Here is a 20,483-nt window from a genome sequence, read left to right on the forward strand (position 1 = left end):
CAAATGCCAAACATGATGCCATATCAACAGCCAATGATGCCACCATATCCGCCGTATCAGCAACAAAATCCATACAATCAAATGCCGTATCAACAAATGGCGCCGCAATATACTTCTATGCCAAACCCAAATATGATGCCAATGGATAATAATATGCCGCCACTCGTGCAAGGGGAAGAAGATTGTGGATGCGGAGGAGAGAGTAGGTTATATAGTCCGCAACCGGGTGGACCACAATACGCCAATCCTTTATATTATCAACCAACTCAGCCAGCATATGCACCGCAGCCAGGAACGATGTATTATCAGCCAGATCCACCAAATGTATTTGGAGAACCAGTTTCAGAAGAAGAGGATGAAGAGGAAGTTTAAAAAAGGTGGGGTTATTCCCGCCTTTTTTGTATTCGTGATGGTCAGGAATATGGTGAATTTACATTAAGTGCTAGAAAATTCCTAGTGAAATATTAACAGTGTAAAAAACCTCTCTGTTACTCATCATAAGGGGGAGCTTTTCGAAAGAGAAGTTCATTCTAACAAGGGGGGTTTTTATATTGAATACGAAAGTAAAAGTTATTGCTGCTTCTTTGTTAGTTACCAGTGCATTAGCTGCATGTGGTACACCAAAAGATAAGAATGCGATGGATGGACGTAACTCTAATTACGAGCGTACATCTTATAATGACACACACCGATATAATGATAATGTAACGCGTAACGATCGTTCTACAGATTATGTAACATATAGAAACGGTCGTAATGACGCAGGATCCAACTATTATCGTGATGTAAATTATAATGGGCAAATTGCTAATCCATACCCAACTCGTAATATTACAATGAACAATTCATACATTAACAATGATGGTAAAACTGCGGAGAAAATTACGAATCGTGTAAAACGTATGAATAACGTAGACCGCGTTTCTACAGTTGTATATGGAAACGATGTAGCGATTGCGGTAAAGCCACGTAATTCGGCGACAGATGAAACAGCAATGGCAAACGAAATTCGTCAAGCTGTTGCGAATGAAGTTGGAAATAGAAATGTTTATGTTTCTGTAAGAAATGACATGTTTACTCGTGTTGATGCAATGAGTACGCGTCTACGTAACGGTACAGTTACAAACGATTTTAATCGTGACATAACAAATATGTTCCGAGATATTCGTTACGGTCTGACTGGTACTATGCGATAACAAATTAAAGAGGAAGGGCTAGCCCTTCCTCTTTATTCATCGTCGTCTTGTAAACGGCGTTTTGTTATAAAATAACTAACGGAGTAAGACGCTAAAAAGCATATGAAGAGAATACCACCTGTTAAAATAGCTTCAAATAGAGGTCTTTCTGGACTGAAAATGATATAAATAATAGCCATGATAATTCCTACAATAAGAGAGCGTAAAATAATTTTGTAATAAGGAGTTAACTTTATTTCCTTTTCGCTTTCTTCTACATCGATAGAAACGCTTAACTGTAAATAACTAAGTACAATACTTGTAAGAATAAATAATAACCACAATGGAGATTTCGTAATTTGATCCATTCCTTCTGTGAATCCGATATAACCTAAAATTCCGATTATACCAATTGATTGAAAAAGAAAGGCAATACGTATGTTTTTTAACGTTTGAAGTATGAGGCGTTCATCTTTAATTTTTTTCAAGGCATTCATCCCCTGTTTATATTTATAGCATTAATTGTAACATATATATTACATTAATCGATTTATAATTTACATAAATTTCAATTGGTTGAAAGAGGGAGAAAAATATATTTAGAAATATATTGCGCTTCTACCTTGTTAATGTTATATTAGCAAAGCGATGAGCTAATTTACGTAAGTCGAGAGATATGCTTAAGTGCTAAACAAGCGAATGTGGTCGCCTGGTCTTTCGCCGTAAACGCATCAGACGCCTGCTTTGCAGGCGTCTTTCATTTTATATAAAAGTAAATGATACATGCAGATGAGGATTAACCCTTATCTGCATTTTTTATTTTCCTTAGAAATTTAATGCTATTGTTTATATGGATAAAACCCCCATTTCCGGAAAAGCTACAAATGAAAGTATGATTTTGCCTAGAAGAGGTGAACGGAAATGAAATGGATGCTAATTGCAGTGCAAGCTTTCGTTGTGATGTTTTGCTTAGCTTATGGATCCGATGTGAGGGCAGAAGTAGTAGAAAAAGAACCTGAAGTTACAATTTTATTAGAGCGCATGTATGTTGATGGAGAAGTAAGTGAGGAAATACTGACAGAAAAAGTAGCGGATTTAGAAAAGTTTTTGCAGCAATATAAAGAATGGCAACTTGTTGATCGTGATGATGTGCAAATCGTATTACAAAGGAAAGTTGATGATATTTCTCCTTTACTGAAAACGAGCGGTTATTTTGGTGTTTCAGAGGAAGGGATATTGCAAATTTTCAAAGGGATACCGAAAAGTGATAACGCGATCCATTCCTTCTTTCAAATTGATATGAAAAAGCTTGAAAGTTATGAGCGTGCGGAATTGAAACGTGGTATTCGTATAAAATCAAAAGAAGGTTTTGTGAAGACCATCGAAAAAATGAAGCAGTACGCAGTGCAAAATAAGAAAAAAAGCAGCTCAGGGTGAGCTGCTTTTTTCTTATTTATTCTTAGCTAAAATCTCTTTTGCGATTTCATCAATTAGCATATCTTTTCCGATTGGGTTGAATGCTTTCGTATTGAATGCTTCGTTCGATACTTCATATATGTGATTATTTTTTACTGCTTTATTATCTTTCCAAACAGCGCTGTTTTTATAGTCTTCATAAACTTTATCAGCTTCACCGCCGAAGTTTACAATAAACATTTGATCAGGCTGAAATGCAACAAGACCTTCTAGTGATACTTGAGCCATCGTTTGTTTTAAATCTGTACCTTTTGTTGCTGGAAGCTTTAAATCGTTAAAGAGTATGTCACCATATCCGAAGCTACCGTATACACGGAAGTTTTGTGGTGTTACTGCAACGAACATAAAGTTCTCATCTTTTGTTTTTTCTTTAATTTTTTTAGATAAAGAGTCTGCTTTTTTATCGTAGTCTGCAATCCATTTTTCGGCTTTCTTTTCTTCGCCAAATAGTTTACCTACTTCTTTAAACTTACCGCGCCAGTCTTCTAGATTTGTTTCTAGAACAACTGTCGGTGCCACTTTTTCTAGTTGATCATAAATTTTCAATTGACGATTGTTTAAAATAATTAAGTCTGGTTTTAGAGCGGTAACAGCCTCTAAATCAACTTTAGGTGCCCAATACCAGCCAACTGCTTTTACTCCGTCTAACTTTTCAGTTAAATGATTTTGGATTTTATCTTTATATGTGTTTGCTGTACCGACAGGTTTATGACCAAGAAGTAATAATTCTTCTGTTGATCCAGATAAATCCACAATTCTCTTTGGATTAGCTGGAATTGTTGCGTCCCCTTTAGCATGTTTTACAACTTTTGTTTTCGGTTGTTCTTTTGCGTTTGCTTCTTCTTTTTGAGAAGAACAGCCAACGATAGAAAGAACAACTAGCATAATAGTAAATAAAATAAATAGCTTTTGTTTCATCCTGATGTAACCCCTTTAATTAATATTGATAATCATTATCGACTTCTGTATATTAATGTTCTTTTTGTATTTATGTCAATAGAAAAAAACGGAAATTGTAAACGGGGAACGTTTGTTGGGGCAGTCTCGCTTTTCTATTGTTAAATATGTTAAAATGGAATACATGATTTGAGAGGGAGAGATCGTATTTTGTTTGAATATGTTACAGGTTACGTGGAGTATGTAGGACCGGAATATGTCGTAATTGACCATAATGGAATTGGTTATCAAATTTTCACACCAAATCCGTATGTATTTCAAAGAAGTAAGCAAGAAATCCGTGTCTATACATATCATTATGTGAGAGAAGATATTATGGCACTTTACGGGTTTAAAACACGTGAAGAGCGTTTATTATTTACAAAATTGTTAGGTGTATCGGGGATTGGACCAAAAGGTGCTCTTGCAATTTTAGCTTCTGGTCAAACCGGACAGGTCGTTCAAGCGATTGAACATGAAGATGAGAAGTTCTTAGTGAAGTTCCCAGGCGTCGGAAAGAAAACAGCGCGCCAAATGATTTTAGATTTAAAAGGAAAACTAGCAGATGTTGTACCAGATGCGTTTGTTGATTTGTTCTCAGATACTGAAAGTTTTGATACGAAGAAAGGTTCATCAGTTGAACTTGATGAAGCACTGGAAGCACTGCGTGCACTTGGCTATGCAGAACGAGAAGTCTCTCGCGTTGTACCAGAGTTATTAAAAGAATCACTAACGACGGATCAATATATTAAAAAGGCACTTAGTCTTTTACTAAATGGTAAGAGGTGAGTATAATGGACGAACGTCTCCTTTCAGGGGAATCTGGATACGAAGATGCGGATTTAGAGTATTCATTACGGCCACAGACGCTCCGTCAGTACATTGGCCAAGATAAAGCGAAACATAATTTAGAAGTGTTTATTGAAGCGGCGAAAATGCGTGAAGAAACGTTAGATCACGTACTTTTATATGGCCCACCTGGACTTGGTAAAACGACGCTTGCGAATATTATTGCCAATGAAATGGGTGTTAACATTCGAACGACATCAGGTCCCGCAATTGAAAGACCAGGAGATTTAGCGGCTGTATTAACAGCACTTCAGCCTGGGGATGTATTATTTATTGATGAAATTCATCGTTTGCATAGATCTATTGAAGAAGTGCTATACCCAGCGATGGAAGACTTTTGCCTTGATATCGTTATTGGGAAAGGACCGTCAGCTCGCTCTGTACGTCTAGATTTACCTCCATTTACGCTAGTTGGGGCAACGACGCGTGCAGGTGCATTATCAGCACCACTTCGTGACCGTTTCGGTGTACTTTCACGATTAGAGTACTATACAGTAGATCAGCTTTCTGCGATTGTAGAACGTACAGCAGAAGTGTTTGAAGTTGAAATAGATTCGTTAGCTGCATTAGAAATTGCAAGACGTGCCCGTGGTACACCTCGTATTGCGAATCGTCTATTACGACGTGTACGTGACTTCGCACAAGTTCGCAGTGACGGAACGATTGCGATGGAAATTACACAAATGGCGTTAGAACTATTACAAGTAGATAAATTAGGACTTGATCATATCGACCATAAATTACTGCTTGGTATTATTGAAAAGTTCCGCGGTGGTCCAGTTGGATTAGAAACTGTTTCAGCAACGATTGGGGAAGAATCTCATACGATTGAAGATGTGTATGAGCCGTATTTATTACAAATTGGCTTTTTACAAAGAACGCCAAGAGGCCGGATCGTAACACCGCTCGCATATGAGCATTTCGGAATGGAGATGCCCAAAGTATGACGGAGATGCCAAAGCTGCTTATTACAGCTGGTATTTTGCTCATTGTTGTTGGATTAGCTTGGAAGTTCATAGGAAGGCTTCCAGGCGATATTTTTGTGAAAAAAGGTAACGTTACCTTTTATTTTCCTATCATTACATGTATTGTGTTAAGTATTGCATTATCTTTCATTATGTATATAATAAATCGATTCAAATAAGAAATAGGTGGATACAGTTATGGATATTAATCTGTTTGATTTTCATTTACCAGAAGAACTCATTGCACAAATTCCGCTTGAAGAGCGTGAAACATCAAGATTGATGGTGTTAGACCGTGAAACAGGAGATATTGAGCATAAACATTTTACAGACATTCTTTCTTACTTACAAGAGGGGGATTGCTTAGTTTTAAATGAAACGAAAGTGATGCCAGCTCGCTTGCACGGTGTGAAAGAAGATACAGGTGCACACATTGAAGTGCTTCTTTTGAAACAAGAGGAAGGCGATAAGTGGGAAACGCTTATAAAGCCAGCGAAGCGTGTAAAAGAAGGAACTGTCATCTCTTTTGGTGAAGGAAAGTTAAAAGCAACTTGCATTGGAACAGCAGATCAAGGTGGGCGTCAACTTGAGTTTTCATATGACGGCATCTTTTATGAAATTTTAGACGAGCTTGGAGAAATGCCACTTCCTCCATATATTAAAGAGACGCTAGAAGATCGCGATCGTTATCAAACGGTATATGCGAAGGAAATCGGTTCAGCAGCAGCACCGACGGCTGGCCTTCACTTTACAGAAGAGTTACTCGAGAAATTGAAGCAAAAAGGCGTCGGGTTAGCATTCATTACACTCCATGTAGGACTTGGAACTTTTAGACCAGTTTCTGCAGATACTATTGAAGAGCATCATATGCACGCAGAGTATTACCATATGTCTGAAGAGACTGCGGCGTTATTAAACCGCGTGAAAGAGAATGGCGGCCGTATTATTACTGTAGGTACGACATCAACTCGTACGTTAGAAACGATTGCGACAGATAATAGTGGTAAGCTTTGCGCAGCTTCTGGCTGGACAGATATTTTTATGTACCCAGGATATGAATTTAAAGCAATTGATGGTTTAATTACAAACTTCCATTTGCCGAAATCAACATTAATTATGCTTGTAAGTGCATTTTCAAATAGAGATAATGTACTTCATGCTTATAATGAAGCAGTAAAAGAAAAATATCGTTTCTTTAGTTTCGGTGATGCGATGTTCGTTGCATCTCACGCTAAAATGAGAAACAAATAAAAGGAGTAAATTATGACAGCAATTCGTTATGAATTTATTAAAACTTGTAAACAAACGGGTGCGCGTTTAGGTCGAGTGCACACGCCACACGGCTCATTTGATACACCGACATTTATGCCAGTTGGTACACTTGCAACAGTTAAAACAATGTCACCAGAAGAATTAAAAGCAATGGATTCTGGCATTATTTTAAGCAATACGTATCATTTATGGCTACGTCCAGGCCACGAAATTATTCGTGAAGCAGGTGGCTTGCATAAGTTTATGAACTGGGATCGTGCAATCTTAACGGATTCAGGTGGATTCCAAGTATTTAGCTTAAGTGATTTCCGACGCATTGAAGAGGAAGGCGTTCATTTCCGCAATCACTTAAATGGCGATAAATTATTCTTATCTCCAGAAAAAGCGATGGAAATCCAAAATGCATTAGGTTCAGATATCATGATGGCATTTGATGAGTGTCCACCGTTCCCTGCTACTTTTGAATACATGAAAAAGTCTGTAGAGCGTACAAGCCGCTGGGCAGAGCGTTGCCTAAAGGCGCATGAACGTCCACAAGATCAAGGTTTATTCGGTATTGTGCAGGGCGGGGAGTTTGAAGAACTTCGTCGTCAAAGTGCGAAAGATCTTGTTTCAATGGACTTCCCTGGCTATGCTATAGGCGGTCTATCTGTTGGGGAACCGAAGGATATTATGAATCGTGTTCTTGAGTTTACAACACCACTTCTTCCTGATGATAAACCACGTTACTTAATGGGTGTAGGTTCTCCTGACTCGTTAATTGATGGTGCGATTCGCGGTGTTGATATGTTTGACTGTGTACTTCCAACTCGTATCGCTCGAAATGGTACATGTATGACAAGTGAAGGCCGCTTAGTTGTGAAAAACGCGAAATTCGCTAGAGACTTCGGGCCGCTTGATCCGAACTGTGATTGCTACACATGTAAAAACTATTCTCGTGCGTACATTCGTCACTTAATGAAATGTGATGAAACGTTCGGAATTCGTTTAACGTCTTATCACAACCTTCATTTTCTGTTAAACTTAATGGAGCAGGTGAGACAAGCTATTCGTGAAGACCGTCTTGGCGATTTCCGCGAAGAGTTCTTTGAACAGTATGGCTTTAATAAACCGAATGCTAAAAACTTCTAATACATAATTTAAAAGGAGGAACACAAGATGAATGCAGGTATGATGAATATCGTTATGATTGTTGCGATGTTTGCGATTTTCTATTTCTTATTAATTCGCCCGCAACAAAAGCGTCAAAAAGCAGTTGCTCAAATGCAAAATGAAATCAAAAAAGGTGATGCTATCGTAACAATCGGTGGTTTACACGCTACAATCGAATCAGTGGATGAAACGAAAATTGTTGTTAAATCTGGTGGTTCACACTTAACTTTCGATCGCAATGCGATTCGTGAAGTTGTGAAAAACTAATGATGAAGGCCCTGCATGAAATGTGCAGGGCCTTTTTTTAACTATTTTGTTTTGACATATTTACACCGAAAATACCTCCGAGTGTACTCGCACCCATTAATGCTAATTGGTAGAGTAACTGTGAGTTCGATAAAGTTTGAGAGAAGCCTAAATAGTTAACGAGAAAGACGAGAAGAGCGAATGTAAGGCCTGTTGTGAAACCTACTAGCCATCCTTTTCCTTGTGCCTTTTTACCAGCAATAAATCCAGACATAAGCATAGATAGAAGGGCTATTATAAAAATAATAATTACTAATGTCCCTTCATTAATATTCGTAAATTTTAATAAAAGAGCCATGATCATACTTGTAATAGATGCGAGGATTAATAGGGTAATAATACCGAAGCCGATTGCGCTCGATAATTTTTTCGTTCCATCCATTATGCATTCCCCCTTTTTAATACAAGCATATTTTCATTTTGTTTAAGTTAGACTAGTTTCTTTTTTGTAGGGGAGCCTATAAGTAAAAAAAGGGGATGTAGAAATGGAATGGGTATCAATAATCGGACGAACAATGCTTTTGTATATAATCATTTTAATTATTTTTCGTCTTATGGGTAAACGTGAAATTGGAGAATTAAGTGTATTAGATTTGGTTGTATTCATTATGCTCGGTGAAATGGCTGTAGTGGCAATTGAAAATACAGATAAATCACTTTGGCATCAATTAGTTCCAATGACTTTTCTTATGTGTATACAAATCATTTTGTCGGTCATTTCTTTAAAGTTTCAGCGTTTTCGGCATTTAATAGAAGGGGAGCCTGCGATTCTTGTGAATGCAGGTAAAATTGATGAAAAAAAGATGCGGAAGCAGCGATATAACATAGATGATTTATTGATGCAACTACGTGAGCAAGGAATCGGAGATGTGCGTGATGTAGAATACGCTATTTTAGAACCATCTGGAAAGTTATCTGTCTTTCAAAAACAAAAAAGTAAAAAGAGCAAAAATGATACACCAATTTTTACACTCCCATTAATTATTGATGGAGAAATTCAATACAATCATTTGCAAATGATCGAACATACAGATGGGTGGCTCGTTGAGAAACTGAATAACATAGGTTATAAAGATGTGAAACAGATTGTATATTGTAGTTTTCAAAATGGACAATTTTTTGTTGATTTGAAAGAAAATTAGAGGCTTACCATTTTGAATGGCAAGCCCGCTTACTTCAAAAATGAAAGTTTCCGAATGATAGGGAGACGACTTAATTCTTCTTTTCGAATGAGTTTGAAAACGAAGAGGAGAACGATATAAACGATTGTTGTTAAAGTGATTTCCCATAATGTTTGTATGCCAAGTGAATGAGAAAAAACGATATACTTATGAAGATAAAAACCGAAGGTACCAGCAATCCCGATAGCAATTCCGCCGAAAATATAGTCTTTTGCATAAATGGTAAATGCAATTTTCTTTAAAACAGTGGCGTAGTGAAGGAATGTTACGGTTACTATATTTGCTGCGATGGCCAGGGCAACCCCCATCATTTGGAACTCTGGGCGTGAAGCGAGTGCAAAGATAACGATTAATTTTACGATAGCGCCAATAAATGTGTTCATCATAGCAGCGCGTGCTAAGTTTAAAGCTTGCAACACAGATGTAAGGGGGCTTTGAAAATAATGAAATAAAAAGCAAGGTGCAAGAAGCTGGATGAACGCGGCCGCGTTGTCTGATCCGTACATGAGAGTTAAAACTGGAGAAGCAAATACATATAATATAACGACTGACCATCCGCCGGTTATTAAGGAAATTCGAAGTGCTTGTTGTAATCGGTGTTCTACTAATTTGTGTTGTCTCTTTGCCATTGCCTCGCTAATTGATGGGACGAGTGCTGTAGAAAGAGCATATGTAATAAAGGCTGGCAGTGATAGAAGCGGGAACGCATATCCGTTTAATATACCGTATTGCTGAGTTGCGACAGAAGCAGCAACGCCGGCGATCGCTAAGCTTTGCATAACGACGATAGGTTCAAAGAAATAAGAAACGGAACCAATTAAGCGGCTTCCTGTAGTTGGTAAAGCAATGTCCATAAGGGAATAAAATGTATTTTTGCTCTCCTTTACAGTAGTGAAAAATCCAGAGCGTATAGATAAATGTTTTTCGCGTTGGAATAAGGTAAGTAAAAATAATAAAGATGCAACTTCGCCAAGAACAGCTGATAGCATGGCACCGGCTGCAGCATATTCTACGCCGTAAGGTAAAAATAACCGAATGCATACAGCAATAATTGTAATGCGGACAACTTGTTCTATGACTTGAGCGTAAGCGCTTGGCTTCATGTTTTGTTTCCCTTGGAAATAACCACGTAAAACGGAAGAAACTGCAATAACAGGGACGACAGGTAAAATAGCCATTAATGGATAGTAAGTTCTTTCATCTGTTAATAATGTTTTTGCTAAAATAGGTGTGAGTAGCATAATCCCAATTGTTAAAATGATGCTAATAATGGATGTAACGGCTAGCGAGACAGTTAATATTTTTTTAACTCTTTGTTTATCGTTCACTGCTTCCGCTTCTGCTACAAATTTTGCGATTGCAACAGGAAGGCCAATTTGTGTTAATGTAATTGCTAAAATGAAGGTGGGGACAGCCATCATATAAAGGCCAACGCCTTCTTCGCCTAAAATACGTGCCATTACAATGCGGTTAATAAATCCAAGGATTTTTGTAATAAAACCGGCTATCATTAAAATAAATGCGCCTTTTAAAAAGCTTTGTCTCGTCATACTCTTCTCCTACCTTCTCAAAATCAATGGAATGATTTACAATAATTTATATGCACGTATGAGACAAGAATGACAAGCATTTAAGAGAGTGAAGTATGAATGGTACTCTTGAAAGAAGTTATTACTGTCCATTAGAGCGGGATTAAAAGCGACTTTTCGTGCTGAAATAAGAAGGAGATGTTATATATGTTGGATAAAGAGGCTTTGGTAGAATCATACCGCGGACAGTTACAAGTCGTTTTAGAAAGTAAAGTAGAAGAGTTTCAAATGTTCGGTTACGACCGAGTGACAGATAATGATATTTGGAAGTTTCTCAAGGCGAAAAAGTGGAAAAAGATAGATAGTGATGTTAGGTTATATGAATTAGTAAATGATGTATTAAGAGTAAGTACTAATGAATATATGAATTATTTAACTGTTGAAGCATATCAAGCGCCACTTTGGTCGTTTGATGAATATGAAAATAAATAACCGACTGTAATTGGTTTGTTCTTCCTTTTGCAGTATAATGATAGGTATTGATAAAGAGGAATTAATTATGTCTAAGATTATATATAAAGGAGGTAGTGAAGAGGAAAAATAAATAATGAATAGTGTAGGTATTGTGAAAATCTTACCGACACAGCTAGTGATGAACTAGCGGAAATACATGTATTTTATAGAAAGTAAGTCTACTAACTAGGCGTATGCACACGTGCGAAAATGAATCGTAAGAGATTTATTGAAAGTGTTAGTAGCAGAAAGAGGGTACATATGGCAAAGCGTGGTACAAGAATTGCCGCCTTTTTCCTCATCGTTTTATTAATTGGTGGAGTAATTGGTGCGGCAGGAAAAGACATAGCAAAAGGAATTAGTCTAGGACTAGACCTTCGCGGTGGTTTTGAAATTCTGTATGAAGTAAAACCAGCCAAAAAAGGTGATAAAATCGATCGTGATGCACTTGTAAGTACAGTAGGTGCTCTTGAAAATCGTGTCAATGTTCTTGGTGTAAGTGAGCCGAACATTCAAATCGAAGGGGAAGATCGAATTCGTGTACAGCTTGCTGGTGTACAAGATCAGCAAAAAGCACGTGAAATGTTATCAACACAAGCGAAGCTAACATTCCGTGATGTGGATGATAACCTGCTTATGGACGGAACGGATTTAAAAGGCGGCGGAGCGAAGCAAACATTTGATGAGCAAGGCCGTGCGAGCGTAGGTCTTACACTAAAAAGCGCTGAAAAATTCCGTGAAGTAACTGAAAAGATTTCAAAAATGCCACCACCAACGAATTTAATGGTAATTTGGCTTGATTTTGAAGAAGGAAAAGATTCATATAAAGCAGAAGCTGCAAAACCGAATCCGAAGTTTTTATCAGCAGCAACAGTAAGCCAAGTATTTAACCAAGCTGAAGTATCTATCGTAGGTGGAAACTTTACAGTTGAAAGTGCGAAAGAACTTTCATCTTTATTAAATGCAGGTGCACTTCCTGTTGATTTAAAAGAAATGTATTCAACATCTGTTGGAGCGAAATTTGGTCAACAAGCATTAGAGCAAACGATTTTCGCTAGTGCGATTGGTATTGCTATTATCTTCTTATTCATGCTTGTATTCTACCGTTTACCAGGACTTGTAGCGGTTATTATGTTAGGTTTATACATTTTCGTTACATTACTTGTCTTTAACTGGATGCATGCAGTTCTTACGTTACCGGGTATTGCGGCATTAGTGCTCGGGGTTGGTATCGCAGTTGATGCGAATATCATTACGTACGAGAGATTGAAGGAAGAGCTTAAAATTGGTAAGTCGATGATGTCAGCATTCCGTGCTGGTAACCATCGTTCATTATCGACAATTTTAGATGCGAACATTACAACAATTGCAGCAGCTGGTGTATTATTCGCTTACGGTAATAGCTCTGTAAAAGGATTCGCAACAAGTTTAATCGTAAGTATTTTAGTTGGTTTCATTACGAACGTATTCGGTACTCGTTTCTTACTAGGTTTACTTGTAAAGAGCCGTTACTTTGATAAGAAACTATCTTACTTTGGTGTTAAGGAAAAAGATATTATTCCATTAACAAAAGGTGTAGTACATCCACCGACGAGATTTGATCGTATTAACTTCGTAAATATCGGTCATAAATTCTTCTTATTCTCAATTGTAGTTGTAATTGCTGGGGCAATTATATTACCGATTTTCAAAATGAATCTTGGTATTGACTTTGCAAGTGGTACACGTATCGACTTGCAATCAAAACAAGCAACTACTGTTTCTAATGTTCATAAAGATTTAAAAGAATTGAACATCGATGTGAAGGAAGAAGATATTGTACCGACCGGAGATGACAATAAAGGTTTCGCAGTTCGTACAGTAGGTGTTCTATCGAAAGATGAAATTGCGAAAACAAAAACATTCTTCCACGATAAATATGGTACAGATCCAAATGTAAGTACAGTTTCGCCGACAATCGGTAAAGAGATTGCACGAAATGCATTTATCGCAGTACTAATTGCTTCTGCAGTAATCGTTTTATACGTAAGTATTCGTTTCCGTCTTACGTACGCAGTATCTGCAGTAATCGCATTATTACATGATGCATTCGTTATGATTGTTATGTTTAGTCTTTTCCAAATAGAGGTAGACTTAACGTTTATCGCTGCGGTATTAACGATTATTGGTTACTCTATCAATGACTCAATCGTTACGTTTGATAGAAACCGTGAGTTATACAAACAGAAAAAACGAGTTCGTGACATAAAAGACCTAGAAGAAATCGTAAACTCAAGTATTCGTCAAACAATTGGTCGTTCAATTAATACAGTGTTAACAGTGTTATTCCCAGTAATCGCACTACTTATTTTTGGTAGTGAATCACTGCGTAACTTCTCACTTGCATTATTAATTGGATTAGTTGTAGGTACGTACTCTTCTATTTTCGTTGCTTCTCAAATTTGGTTAATGCTTGAAAACCGCCGTTTGAAAAAGGGCAAAAACAAGAAGAAGGTTGAGAAAGAAGAACCTGAACCGCAAGTATAAAAAAGATGATGTCTCATTATGAGGCATCTCTTTTTTCGTTTGTGGATACAATAAGATAGCAACTTTTGAAAGAATGAAATGGAATAAAGTGGTGATGTTATTGCTGATTTTGTTAAAATAAAGTGAAACTTTAATAAGTGGGGGTTTTGTTCATCCCCACTTATTATTAGCCCTCACCAATCGGGCTTTTACGGGCAGTTGATCTCCCACCTAACTTCCTTGTATTTGCCGGATTTTGAGGTGGGGGGCTTACTGCCCGCAAATAGCGGGATAAAAAGATAGGTTAAGAAAAGAAGGGATTTCAATTATGGAAAAAGATGAACGTTTTAAACAGGCCGAGTTTGGTGCTATTGTCGGAATCGTTGGTAATATTATATTAGCGATTGTAAAAGCGGTAATTGGTTATATTGGAAACAGTAAGGCACTTTTAGCGGATGCGGTGCATTCTGGATCAGATGTAATTGGCTCGTTAGCTGTACTTTTTGGATTACGAGCGGCAAAGCAACCGCCTGATGAAGATCATCCGTATGGTCATGGTAAAGCGGAATCGATTTCAGCGATTATTGTTGCGGTATTATTATTTATTGTTGGAATAGAGATAGCGATTTCGTCTATAAAAGCTTTTTCACAAGATTTAGAACCACCAAAAGGAATTACGATTTTTGCAGTTATTCTTTCGATTGTAGTGAAAGAAGGGATGTTTCAGTATAAATATCGATTAGGGAAGAGGATAAATAGTGATGCAATTATTGCAAATGCATATGAGCACCGTTCGGATGTGTTTTCTTCAATTGCAGCTTTAATCGGCATTTGTGCAGCTATTATCGGTGGTAAGTTAGGTATAGATTGGCTTGTATATGCCGATCCAATTGCAGGATTATTTGTCTCAATTCTCGTTGCTAAGATGGCGTGGAGTATTGGAGCAGAAGCTATTCATGCAACGCTCGATCATGTTCTGCATGAAGAAGATGTTGTTCCGCTTAGGGAGGCAGTTTTTCAAGTGGAAGGTGTGAAAAAAATCGGCTCTTTATATGCAAGGGAACATGGCCACTATGTTATTGTTGATATTAAAATATCTGTAGATCCATATATCACTGTAGAAGAAGGTCATCGCATTGGAAAACATGTAAAAGAAACACTTATGAAACAAGATAACGTACAAAATGTTTTTGTACATATTAATCCGTATTCTCCAAATTAAACATAACGGATATTTAATTATATAGATATCGAATCGTAGTTTGCATTATATTGTCACTCCTTAATCTGTCTTGTATAATGGATAGGTTAAGGGGTGATTTCGTGTTACAACCGAAGACGCGTTGGAAAGAAAAAGAATATAATGAGGAACTAGTGAGTGAATTAGCAAATAAATTGCAACTATCACCTCTTGTGACTTCATTATTTCTCGGCAGAGGCTTAAATACAGAAGATAAGATTGTAGACTTTTTAAATACAGCAGATCAAGAATTTCATGATCCATTTTTACTTGAAGGAATGGATCGGACTGTAGAACGTGTGAAAAAAGCTATTGAAAATGGAGAACAAATATTAATATTTGGCGATTATGATGCGGACGGAGTAAGTAGTACGACTGTGTTATATCTTGCTCTCAAAGAATTAGGTGCAGAAGTAGAGTTTTATATTCCAAATCGTTTTACTGAAGGCTATGGGCCAAATGAAGAAGCGTTTCGTTGGGCGCACAGTGCAGGGTTCTCACTAATTATTACTGTCGATACTGGTATCGCAGCGGTACATGAAGCGAAGGTAGCGAAGGAACTTGGAATAGATCTTATTATTACAGATCATCATGAGCCACCACCAGAATTACCAGAGGCACTTGCGATTATTCACCCGAAATTAGAAGGCGGTGTTTATCCGTTTCATTATTTAGCGGGTGTTGGTGTTGCATTTAAAGTTGCACATGCACTTTTGGGCCGTGTGCCAGAGCATTTGTTGGAAATTGCAGTAATCGGTACGGTAGCCGATTTAGTATCGCTTCACGGTGAAAATAGATTGTTAGTACAGCGTGGACTGAAGCATATGCGAATGACTCGGAATATCGGTTTAAAGGCGTTATTTAAAGTTGCTAACGTTTCGCAAAGCGAAATTACAGAAGAAAGCATCGGGTTCGCACTCGCACCTCGTATTAATGCAGTTGGTCGTTTGGAAGATGCAACACCTGCTGTACACCTTTTATTATCAGAAGATCCAGAGGAAGCGAAAGAGCTAGCTGAAGAAATTGATGAGCTGAACAAACTTCGAAAAGATATTGTAAAGCAAATTACTGAAGAAGCTATCGCTGAAGTCGAAAATAATTTCCCGCCAGAAGAAAATAAAGTATTAGTCCTTGCAAAAGAAGGTTGGAATCCAGGGGTAATTGGAATTGTCGCTTCTAAGTTAGTTGAACGTTTTTATCGTCCAACGATTGTATTAAGCATTGATCCTCATAAAGAAACAGCAAAGGGATCGGCTCGTAGTATTGCAGGATTTGATTTGTTTGCAAACCTTTCAGATTGCCGTGAATTGTTACCGCATTTCGGAGGTCATCCGATGGCAGCGGGAATGACGCTTAATATGAATGATGTGGATGAATTAAGACGCAGGTTAAATGAGCAAGCAGATGTAATTTTAACAGCAGAAGATTTTATTCCGATTACAGCAGTGGATGCATTTTGTAAAGTAGAGGATGTAACGCTTGCCGCGATTGAGGATATGCAAAAGTTAGCGCCATTTGGCGTAGGAAATCCGAAACCGCGTATTGCGGTGAAAGATGCCGACTTAGAAAGTATCCGTGCAATTGGATCTGATGGTTCGCATTTAAAAATGGCTCTTCGTGATGGACAAGCAACACTGGACACGATTGGATTTGGATTTGGTACTTATGCGAAAGAAATCTCTCCAGTTGCGAAGGTTTCTGTAGTAGGAGAAGTGTCCATTAATGAATGGAATAACTTTAAAAAGCCGCAATTAATGGTGCAAGATATTGCTGTAGAGGCATGGCAATTATTTGACTGGCGTAGTATGCGTAATGTAGAAGCAAATTTAGCAGAACTTCCGAAAGAAAAAATAACAATGGTGTATTTTTCTGAAGAGGTATTGAATAAATTTTCTTTAGAAGGCTATAAAGAACAGCTCGTGCATGCATCAGAGGTAGCTCATTTTGATGATCAATACATTGTGCTACTTGATTTGCCGAAAGGAACAGATGAATTAGGTGATGTATTTAAGGCTGGATTCCCAGCTCGAATTTACACACTATTTTATCAAGAGAATAATCATTTATTTAGTACGGTCCCAACGAGGGAACATTTTAAATGGTACTATTCTTTCTTAAGCCAAAAAACACCATTTTCTTTAAGACAATATGGGGAACAACTGTGTCGTCATAAAGGTTGGTCAAAAGATACAGTAAATTTCATGACACAGGTGTTTTTTGAGTTAGAATTTGTTACAATAAAAGACGGTGTCATTTTTATGGCAGACAAAAAACAAAAGCGTGATTTAATTGAATCGAACACATATCGTGAGAAAATGAACCACTTACAATTAGAGAAAGAATTGGTTTATAGCACATATCAGCAACTATATACATGGTTTGAAACGATTCGTGATCATAAATAAGTAGAACAGTTAGGGTAAAGGATTTGTATTTACAAATCTTTTATATCTGAGGAGGATTCAGAAATATGGATTTCAAGCAACATATCGCAATTGTACCAGATTATCCGAAAGAAGGTATTGTGTTTAAAGACATTACACCTTTAATGAACGACGGAAAAGCATATAAAGCAGCAACAGATGCAATCGTTGAGTATGCAAATAAAAGAGACATTGATGTTGTAGTAGGACCAGAAGCGCGTGGTTTTATTATTGGTTGCCCAGTTTCTTATGCATTAGAAGTAGGTTTCGCACCAGTTCGTAAATTAGGGAAATTACCACGTGAAGTAATTACAGTTGACTACGGTAAAGAATATGGAACGGATGTTTTAACAATCCATAAAGATGCAATTAAGCCAGGCCAACGTGTATTAATTACAGATGACTTATTAGCTACAGGTGGAACAATCGAAGCGACAATTAAACTAGTTGAAGAACTTGGTGGAGTTGTAGCAGGAATTGCATTTTTAGTAGAGCTTACTTACTTAGATGGTCGTAAAATGTTAGATGGTTACGATGTATTAGTATTAGAAAAATACTAATCATTATATAGGTGAAACTACGGTGATAAAAAAGTACCCGTGAATCTCTTGGAGAGGAGCGGGTACTTTTGTATAATTGCACAAAAAAATATGGTGAAATGTCAGTAAAATCTTTTCCTTTTCACAATTCACAATCATTGGGTTATAATGATAGAATATAATTTATTCTATTCAATAAAGATAAAGTCAATTTTCAATAAAAGGTGATTCGATGGCAAATGAGCAAGTACTAACAGCTGAACAGGTACTCGAGAAAGCAAGTCAATATTTAGCGGATGGAGATATTGAGCTAGTGGCACGTGCCTATGAATATGCGCGTGATGCACATAGCGAACAATATAGAAAATCGGGTGAACCATATATTATTCACCCAATTCAAGTTGCAGGTATTTTAGTTGATTTACACATGGATCCGGCTACAGTATCGGCAGGTTTCTTACATGATGTAGTGGAAGATACAGAAATTACATTAGAAGACATTGAACGGGAATTTAATAAAGAAATCGCTATGCTTGTCGATGGTGTTACAAAGCTTGGAAAGATTAAATATAAATCCCATGAGCAGCAACAAGCAGAAAACCATCGCAAAATGTTTATCGCAATGGCTCAAGATATTCGAGTTATTTTAATTAAACTAGCTGATCGTCTTCATAACATGCGTACATTGAAACATTTGCCTCAAGAGAAGCAGCGTCGCATTGCGAATGAAACGTTAGAAATCTTTGCACCTTTAGCACATAGACTCGGAATTAGTACTATTAAATGGGAGTTAGAGGATACGTCACTTCGCTATTTAAACCCGCAGCAATATTATCGTATTGTGAATTTAATGAAGCGTAAACGTGCAGAGCGTGAAGAATATTTAGATGAAGTAATGACTGGCATTCGCGAGAAATTAAAAGAGGTTTCAATTCAACCTGAGATTTCTGGAAGACCAAAACATATTTACAGTATTTATCGTAAAATGGCATTGCAAAATAAACAATTCAATGAAATTTACGATTTACTAGCTGTACGTGTCGTTGTGAATAGTATTAAAGATTGCTATGCGGTGCTTGGAATTATTCATACGTGCTGGAAACCAATGCCAGGTCGTTTTAAAGATTATATTGCAATGCCGAAAGCAAATCTATATCAATCTCTTCATACAACTGTAATTGGACCGAAAGGTGATCCGCTAGAAGTGCAAATTCGTACGAAAGAAATGCACGAAATTGCAGAATTCGGTATCGCGGCACATTGGGCGTATAAAGAAGGTAAAGCAGCAGAAACAACGGGTACATTAGAGAAGAAACTAACTTGGTTCCGTCAAATATTAGAATGGCAAAATGAAGCTTCTAATGCAGAAGAATTTATGGAGTCATTAAAAATTGATTTATTCTCTGACATGGTATTCGTCTTTACACCAAAAGGCGATGTAATGGAATTACCACTTGGCTCTGTTCCAATTGATTTTTCGTATCGTGTCCATTCGGAAATTGGAAACAAGACAATTGGTGCAAAAGTAAATGGGAAAATGGTGACGCTTGATTATAAGTTGAAAACTGGTGACATCATTGAAATTTTAACATCGAAACATTCGTATGGTCCAAGTCAAGATTGGGTAAAGCTTGCTCAAACATCTCATGCGAAAAATAAAATACGTCAATTCTTTAAGAAACAACGTAGAGATGAAAATATTGAAAAAGGCCGTGAACTTGTTGAAAAAGAAGTGCGTGGCTTAGAGTATGAGATGAAAGAAGTATTAGCGCTTGATAATTTAAAACGTGTCGCTGAGAAGTTTAACTTTGCAAATGAAGAAGATATGTTTGCAGCAGTTGGATATAACGGAATTACAGCAGCGCAAATTGTTACGCGACTAACGGACAAGTTCCGTAAACAACGTGAAGAAGAAGACATCGTTGAAGTTAAAGAAGTTCGTAAACCGATGAAAATTCGAAAATGGGATTCTGGTGTAAAGGTAAGTGGTGCAGATAATTTGTTAATTCGTTTATCAAAATGCTGTAACCCAGTTCCAGGTGATGATATCGTTGGGTATATTACGAAAGGTCGAGGCGTATCAATTCACCGTTGCGATTGCGTCAATGTGCATACAGAAGAAGCGGTGGAGCGTTTACTAGAAGTAGATTGGGAAGGTAGTCCTGAAAAAGAAATTGAGTACAATGTTGATATTGAAATTTCAGGCTATGATCGTCGTGGTTTATTGAATGAAGTATTACAAGCTGTTACAGAAACGAAGACGTATATCTCAGCTGTTTCTGGTAGAAGTGATCGTAATAAGATGGCAACGATTAACATGTCGATTTCTATTCGAAACTTACAACACTTGAAAAAAGTAGTAGAGCGCATTAAACGTGTTCCAGAAATTTATGCCGTACGACGCATGATGCATTAATAGGGA

At 37.3% G+C, this 20,483-nt stretch carries 19 protein-coding genes and 1 pseudogene; 16 read left to right on the forward strand and 4 right to left on the reverse strand.

Features of this window, described 5'->3' with window-relative positions; all coding sequences use genetic code 11:
• Together B5P42_RS10515 and B5P42_RS10520 are read left to right on the forward strand one after the other, a co-directional pair.
• A pseudogene (locus B5P42_RS10515) lies at window positions 1-372 on the forward strand (spore coat protein); the annotation flags it as partial.
• A 179-nt stretch (window positions 373-551) separates the two neighbouring features.
• The gene (locus B5P42_RS10520) at window positions 552-1,196 is read left to right on the forward strand and encodes a YhcN/YlaJ family sporulation lipoprotein (protein WP_113734170.1); all 645 of its coding nucleotides are present in this window, start codon (window positions 552-554) and stop codon (window positions 1,194-1,196) included.
• A gap of 32 nt (window positions 1,197-1,228) precedes the next feature.
• On the opposite strand, the gene B5P42_RS10525 is transcribed toward B5P42_RS10520, so the two are convergent.
• The gene (locus B5P42_RS10525) at window positions 1,229-1,663 is read right to left on the reverse strand and encodes a branched-chain amino acid ABC transporter substrate-binding protein (RefSeq protein ID WP_113734171.1); all 435 of its coding nucleotides are present in this window, start codon (window positions 1,661-1,663) and stop codon (window positions 1,229-1,231) included.
• Between the two features lie 433 nt (window positions 1,664-2,096).
• Here B5P42_RS10525 and B5P42_RS10530 point away from each other — a divergent pair, with 433 nt between their 5' ends.
• A complete protein-coding gene (locus tag B5P42_RS10530; protein WP_113734172.1) occupies window positions 2,097-2,612 on the forward strand; it encodes a BofC C-terminal domain-containing protein in 516 nt (171 codons plus the stop codon).
• Between the two features lie 12 nt (window positions 2,613-2,624).
• Here B5P42_RS10530 and B5P42_RS10535 read toward each other — a convergent pair whose 3' ends face one another.
• On the reverse strand, window positions 2,625-3,569 hold the full coding sequence (locus B5P42_RS10535) for an iron-hydroxamate ABC transporter substrate-binding protein (protein ID WP_113734173.1): 945 nt from the start codon (window positions 3,567-3,569) through the stop codon (window positions 2,625-2,627).
• A 189-nt stretch (window positions 3,570-3,758) separates the two neighbouring features.
• Between B5P42_RS10535 and ruvA the strand changes: the two genes are divergently transcribed.
• The 6 genes from ruvA to yajC are packed head-to-tail and all read left to right on the forward strand — an operon-like array spanning window position 3,759 to window position 8,092.
• Window positions 3,759-4,376 carry a Holliday junction DNA helicase RuvA gene (gene ruvA, locus B5P42_RS10540; protein ID WP_002088786.1) on the forward strand — a complete coding sequence of 206 codons (618 nt, stop codon included), beginning with the start codon at window positions 3,759-3,761 and terminating at the stop codon, window positions 4,374-4,376.
• Window positions 4,377-4,381: 5 nt separating this feature from the next.
• Complete coding sequence (gene ruvB / locus B5P42_RS10545) at window positions 4,382-5,383, forward strand: Holliday junction branch migration DNA helicase RuvB (RefSeq protein ID WP_000344470.1); 1,002 nt, start codon at window positions 4,382-4,384, stop codon at window positions 5,381-5,383.
• Complete coding sequence (locus tag B5P42_RS10550) at window positions 5,380-5,580, forward strand: DUF2905 domain-containing protein (protein ID WP_000138161.1); 201 nt, start codon at window positions 5,380-5,382, stop codon at window positions 5,578-5,580. The genes ruvB and B5P42_RS10550 overlap by 4 nt, the downstream gene beginning before the upstream one ends.
• 19 nt (window positions 5,581-5,599) lie before the next feature.
• The gene (queA, locus tag B5P42_RS10555) at window positions 5,600-6,652 is read left to right on the forward strand and encodes a tRNA preQ1(34) S-adenosylmethionine ribosyltransferase-isomerase QueA (protein WP_002167633.1); all 1,053 of its coding nucleotides are present in this window, start codon (window positions 5,600-5,602) and stop codon (window positions 6,650-6,652) included.
• Window positions 6,653-6,664: 12 nt separating this feature from the next.
• Window positions 6,665-7,804, forward strand: coding sequence for a tRNA guanosine(34) transglycosylase Tgt (gene tgt, locus B5P42_RS10560; protein ID WP_002015319.1), 1,140 nt, complete (start codon window positions 6,665-6,667; stop codon window positions 7,802-7,804).
• Window positions 7,805-7,831: 27 nt separating this feature from the next.
• On the forward strand, window positions 7,832-8,092 hold the full coding sequence (yajC, locus tag B5P42_RS10565) for a preprotein translocase subunit YajC (RefSeq protein ID WP_002034132.1): 261 nt from the start codon (window positions 7,832-7,834) through the stop codon (window positions 8,090-8,092).
• Window positions 8,093-8,129: 37 nt separating this feature from the next.
• Here the strand turns inward: yajC and B5P42_RS10570 are convergent, their stop codons facing one another.
• The gene (locus B5P42_RS10570) at window positions 8,130-8,513 is read right to left on the reverse strand and encodes a TIGR04086 family membrane protein (protein WP_002165041.1); all 384 of its coding nucleotides are present in this window, start codon (window positions 8,511-8,513) and stop codon (window positions 8,130-8,132) included.
• Between the two features lie 103 nt (window positions 8,514-8,616).
• Between B5P42_RS10570 and B5P42_RS10575 the strand changes: the two genes are divergently transcribed.
• Window positions 8,617-9,273, forward strand: a complete 657-nt coding sequence (locus tag B5P42_RS10575; protein ID WP_113734174.1) for a DUF421 domain-containing protein — start codon at window positions 8,617-8,619, stop codon at window positions 9,271-9,273.
• Between the two features lie 29 nt (window positions 9,274-9,302).
• Here B5P42_RS10575 and spoVB read toward each other — a convergent pair whose 3' ends face one another.
• A complete protein-coding gene (gene spoVB / locus B5P42_RS10580) occupies window positions 9,303-10,862 on the reverse strand; it encodes a stage V sporulation protein B (protein WP_002145619.1) in 1,560 nt (519 codons plus the stop codon).
• Between the two features lie 186 nt (window positions 10,863-11,048).
• Between spoVB and B5P42_RS10585 the strand changes: the two genes are divergently transcribed.
• From B5P42_RS10585 to relA, 6 genes are all read left to right on the forward strand, one after another.
• The gene (locus B5P42_RS10585) at window positions 11,049-11,333 is read left to right on the forward strand and encodes a post-transcriptional regulator (RefSeq protein ID WP_002112000.1); all 285 of its coding nucleotides are present in this window, start codon (window positions 11,049-11,051) and stop codon (window positions 11,331-11,333) included.
• A gap of 282 nt (window positions 11,334-11,615) precedes the next feature.
• Window positions 11,616-13,880, forward strand: coding sequence for a protein translocase subunit SecDF (secDF, locus tag B5P42_RS10590; RefSeq protein ID WP_113734175.1), 2,265 nt, complete (start codon window positions 11,616-11,618; stop codon window positions 13,878-13,880).
• A 307-nt stretch (window positions 13,881-14,187) separates the two neighbouring features.
• A complete protein-coding gene (locus B5P42_RS10595; RefSeq protein ID WP_113734176.1) occupies window positions 14,188-15,081 on the forward strand; it encodes a cation diffusion facilitator family transporter in 894 nt (297 codons plus the stop codon).
• Between the two features lie 101 nt (window positions 15,082-15,182).
• Entirely contained in the window at window positions 15,183-17,504 is a 2,322-nt protein-coding gene (gene recJ, locus B5P42_RS10600) for a single-stranded-DNA-specific exonuclease RecJ (RefSeq protein WP_002015306.1), read from the forward strand.
• Window positions 17,505-17,569: 65 nt separating this feature from the next.
• On the forward strand, window positions 17,570-18,082 hold the full coding sequence (locus B5P42_RS10605) for an adenine phosphoribosyltransferase (protein ID WP_002015305.1): 513 nt from the start codon (window positions 17,570-17,572) through the stop codon (window positions 18,080-18,082).
• Window positions 18,083-18,293: 211 nt separating this feature from the next.
• The gene (gene relA, locus B5P42_RS10610) at window positions 18,294-20,477 is read left to right on the forward strand and encodes a GTP diphosphokinase (protein WP_002015304.1); all 2,184 of its coding nucleotides are present in this window, start codon (window positions 18,294-18,296) and stop codon (window positions 20,475-20,477) included.
• The last annotated feature ends 6 nt before the right edge of the window (window positions 20,478-20,483 follow it).

Origin of the sequence: Bacillus sp. SRB_331 (assembly GCF_003264175.1) — a bacterium.
GTDB lineage: Bacteria > Bacillota > Bacilli > Bacillales > Bacillaceae_G > Bacillus_A > Bacillus_A mycoides.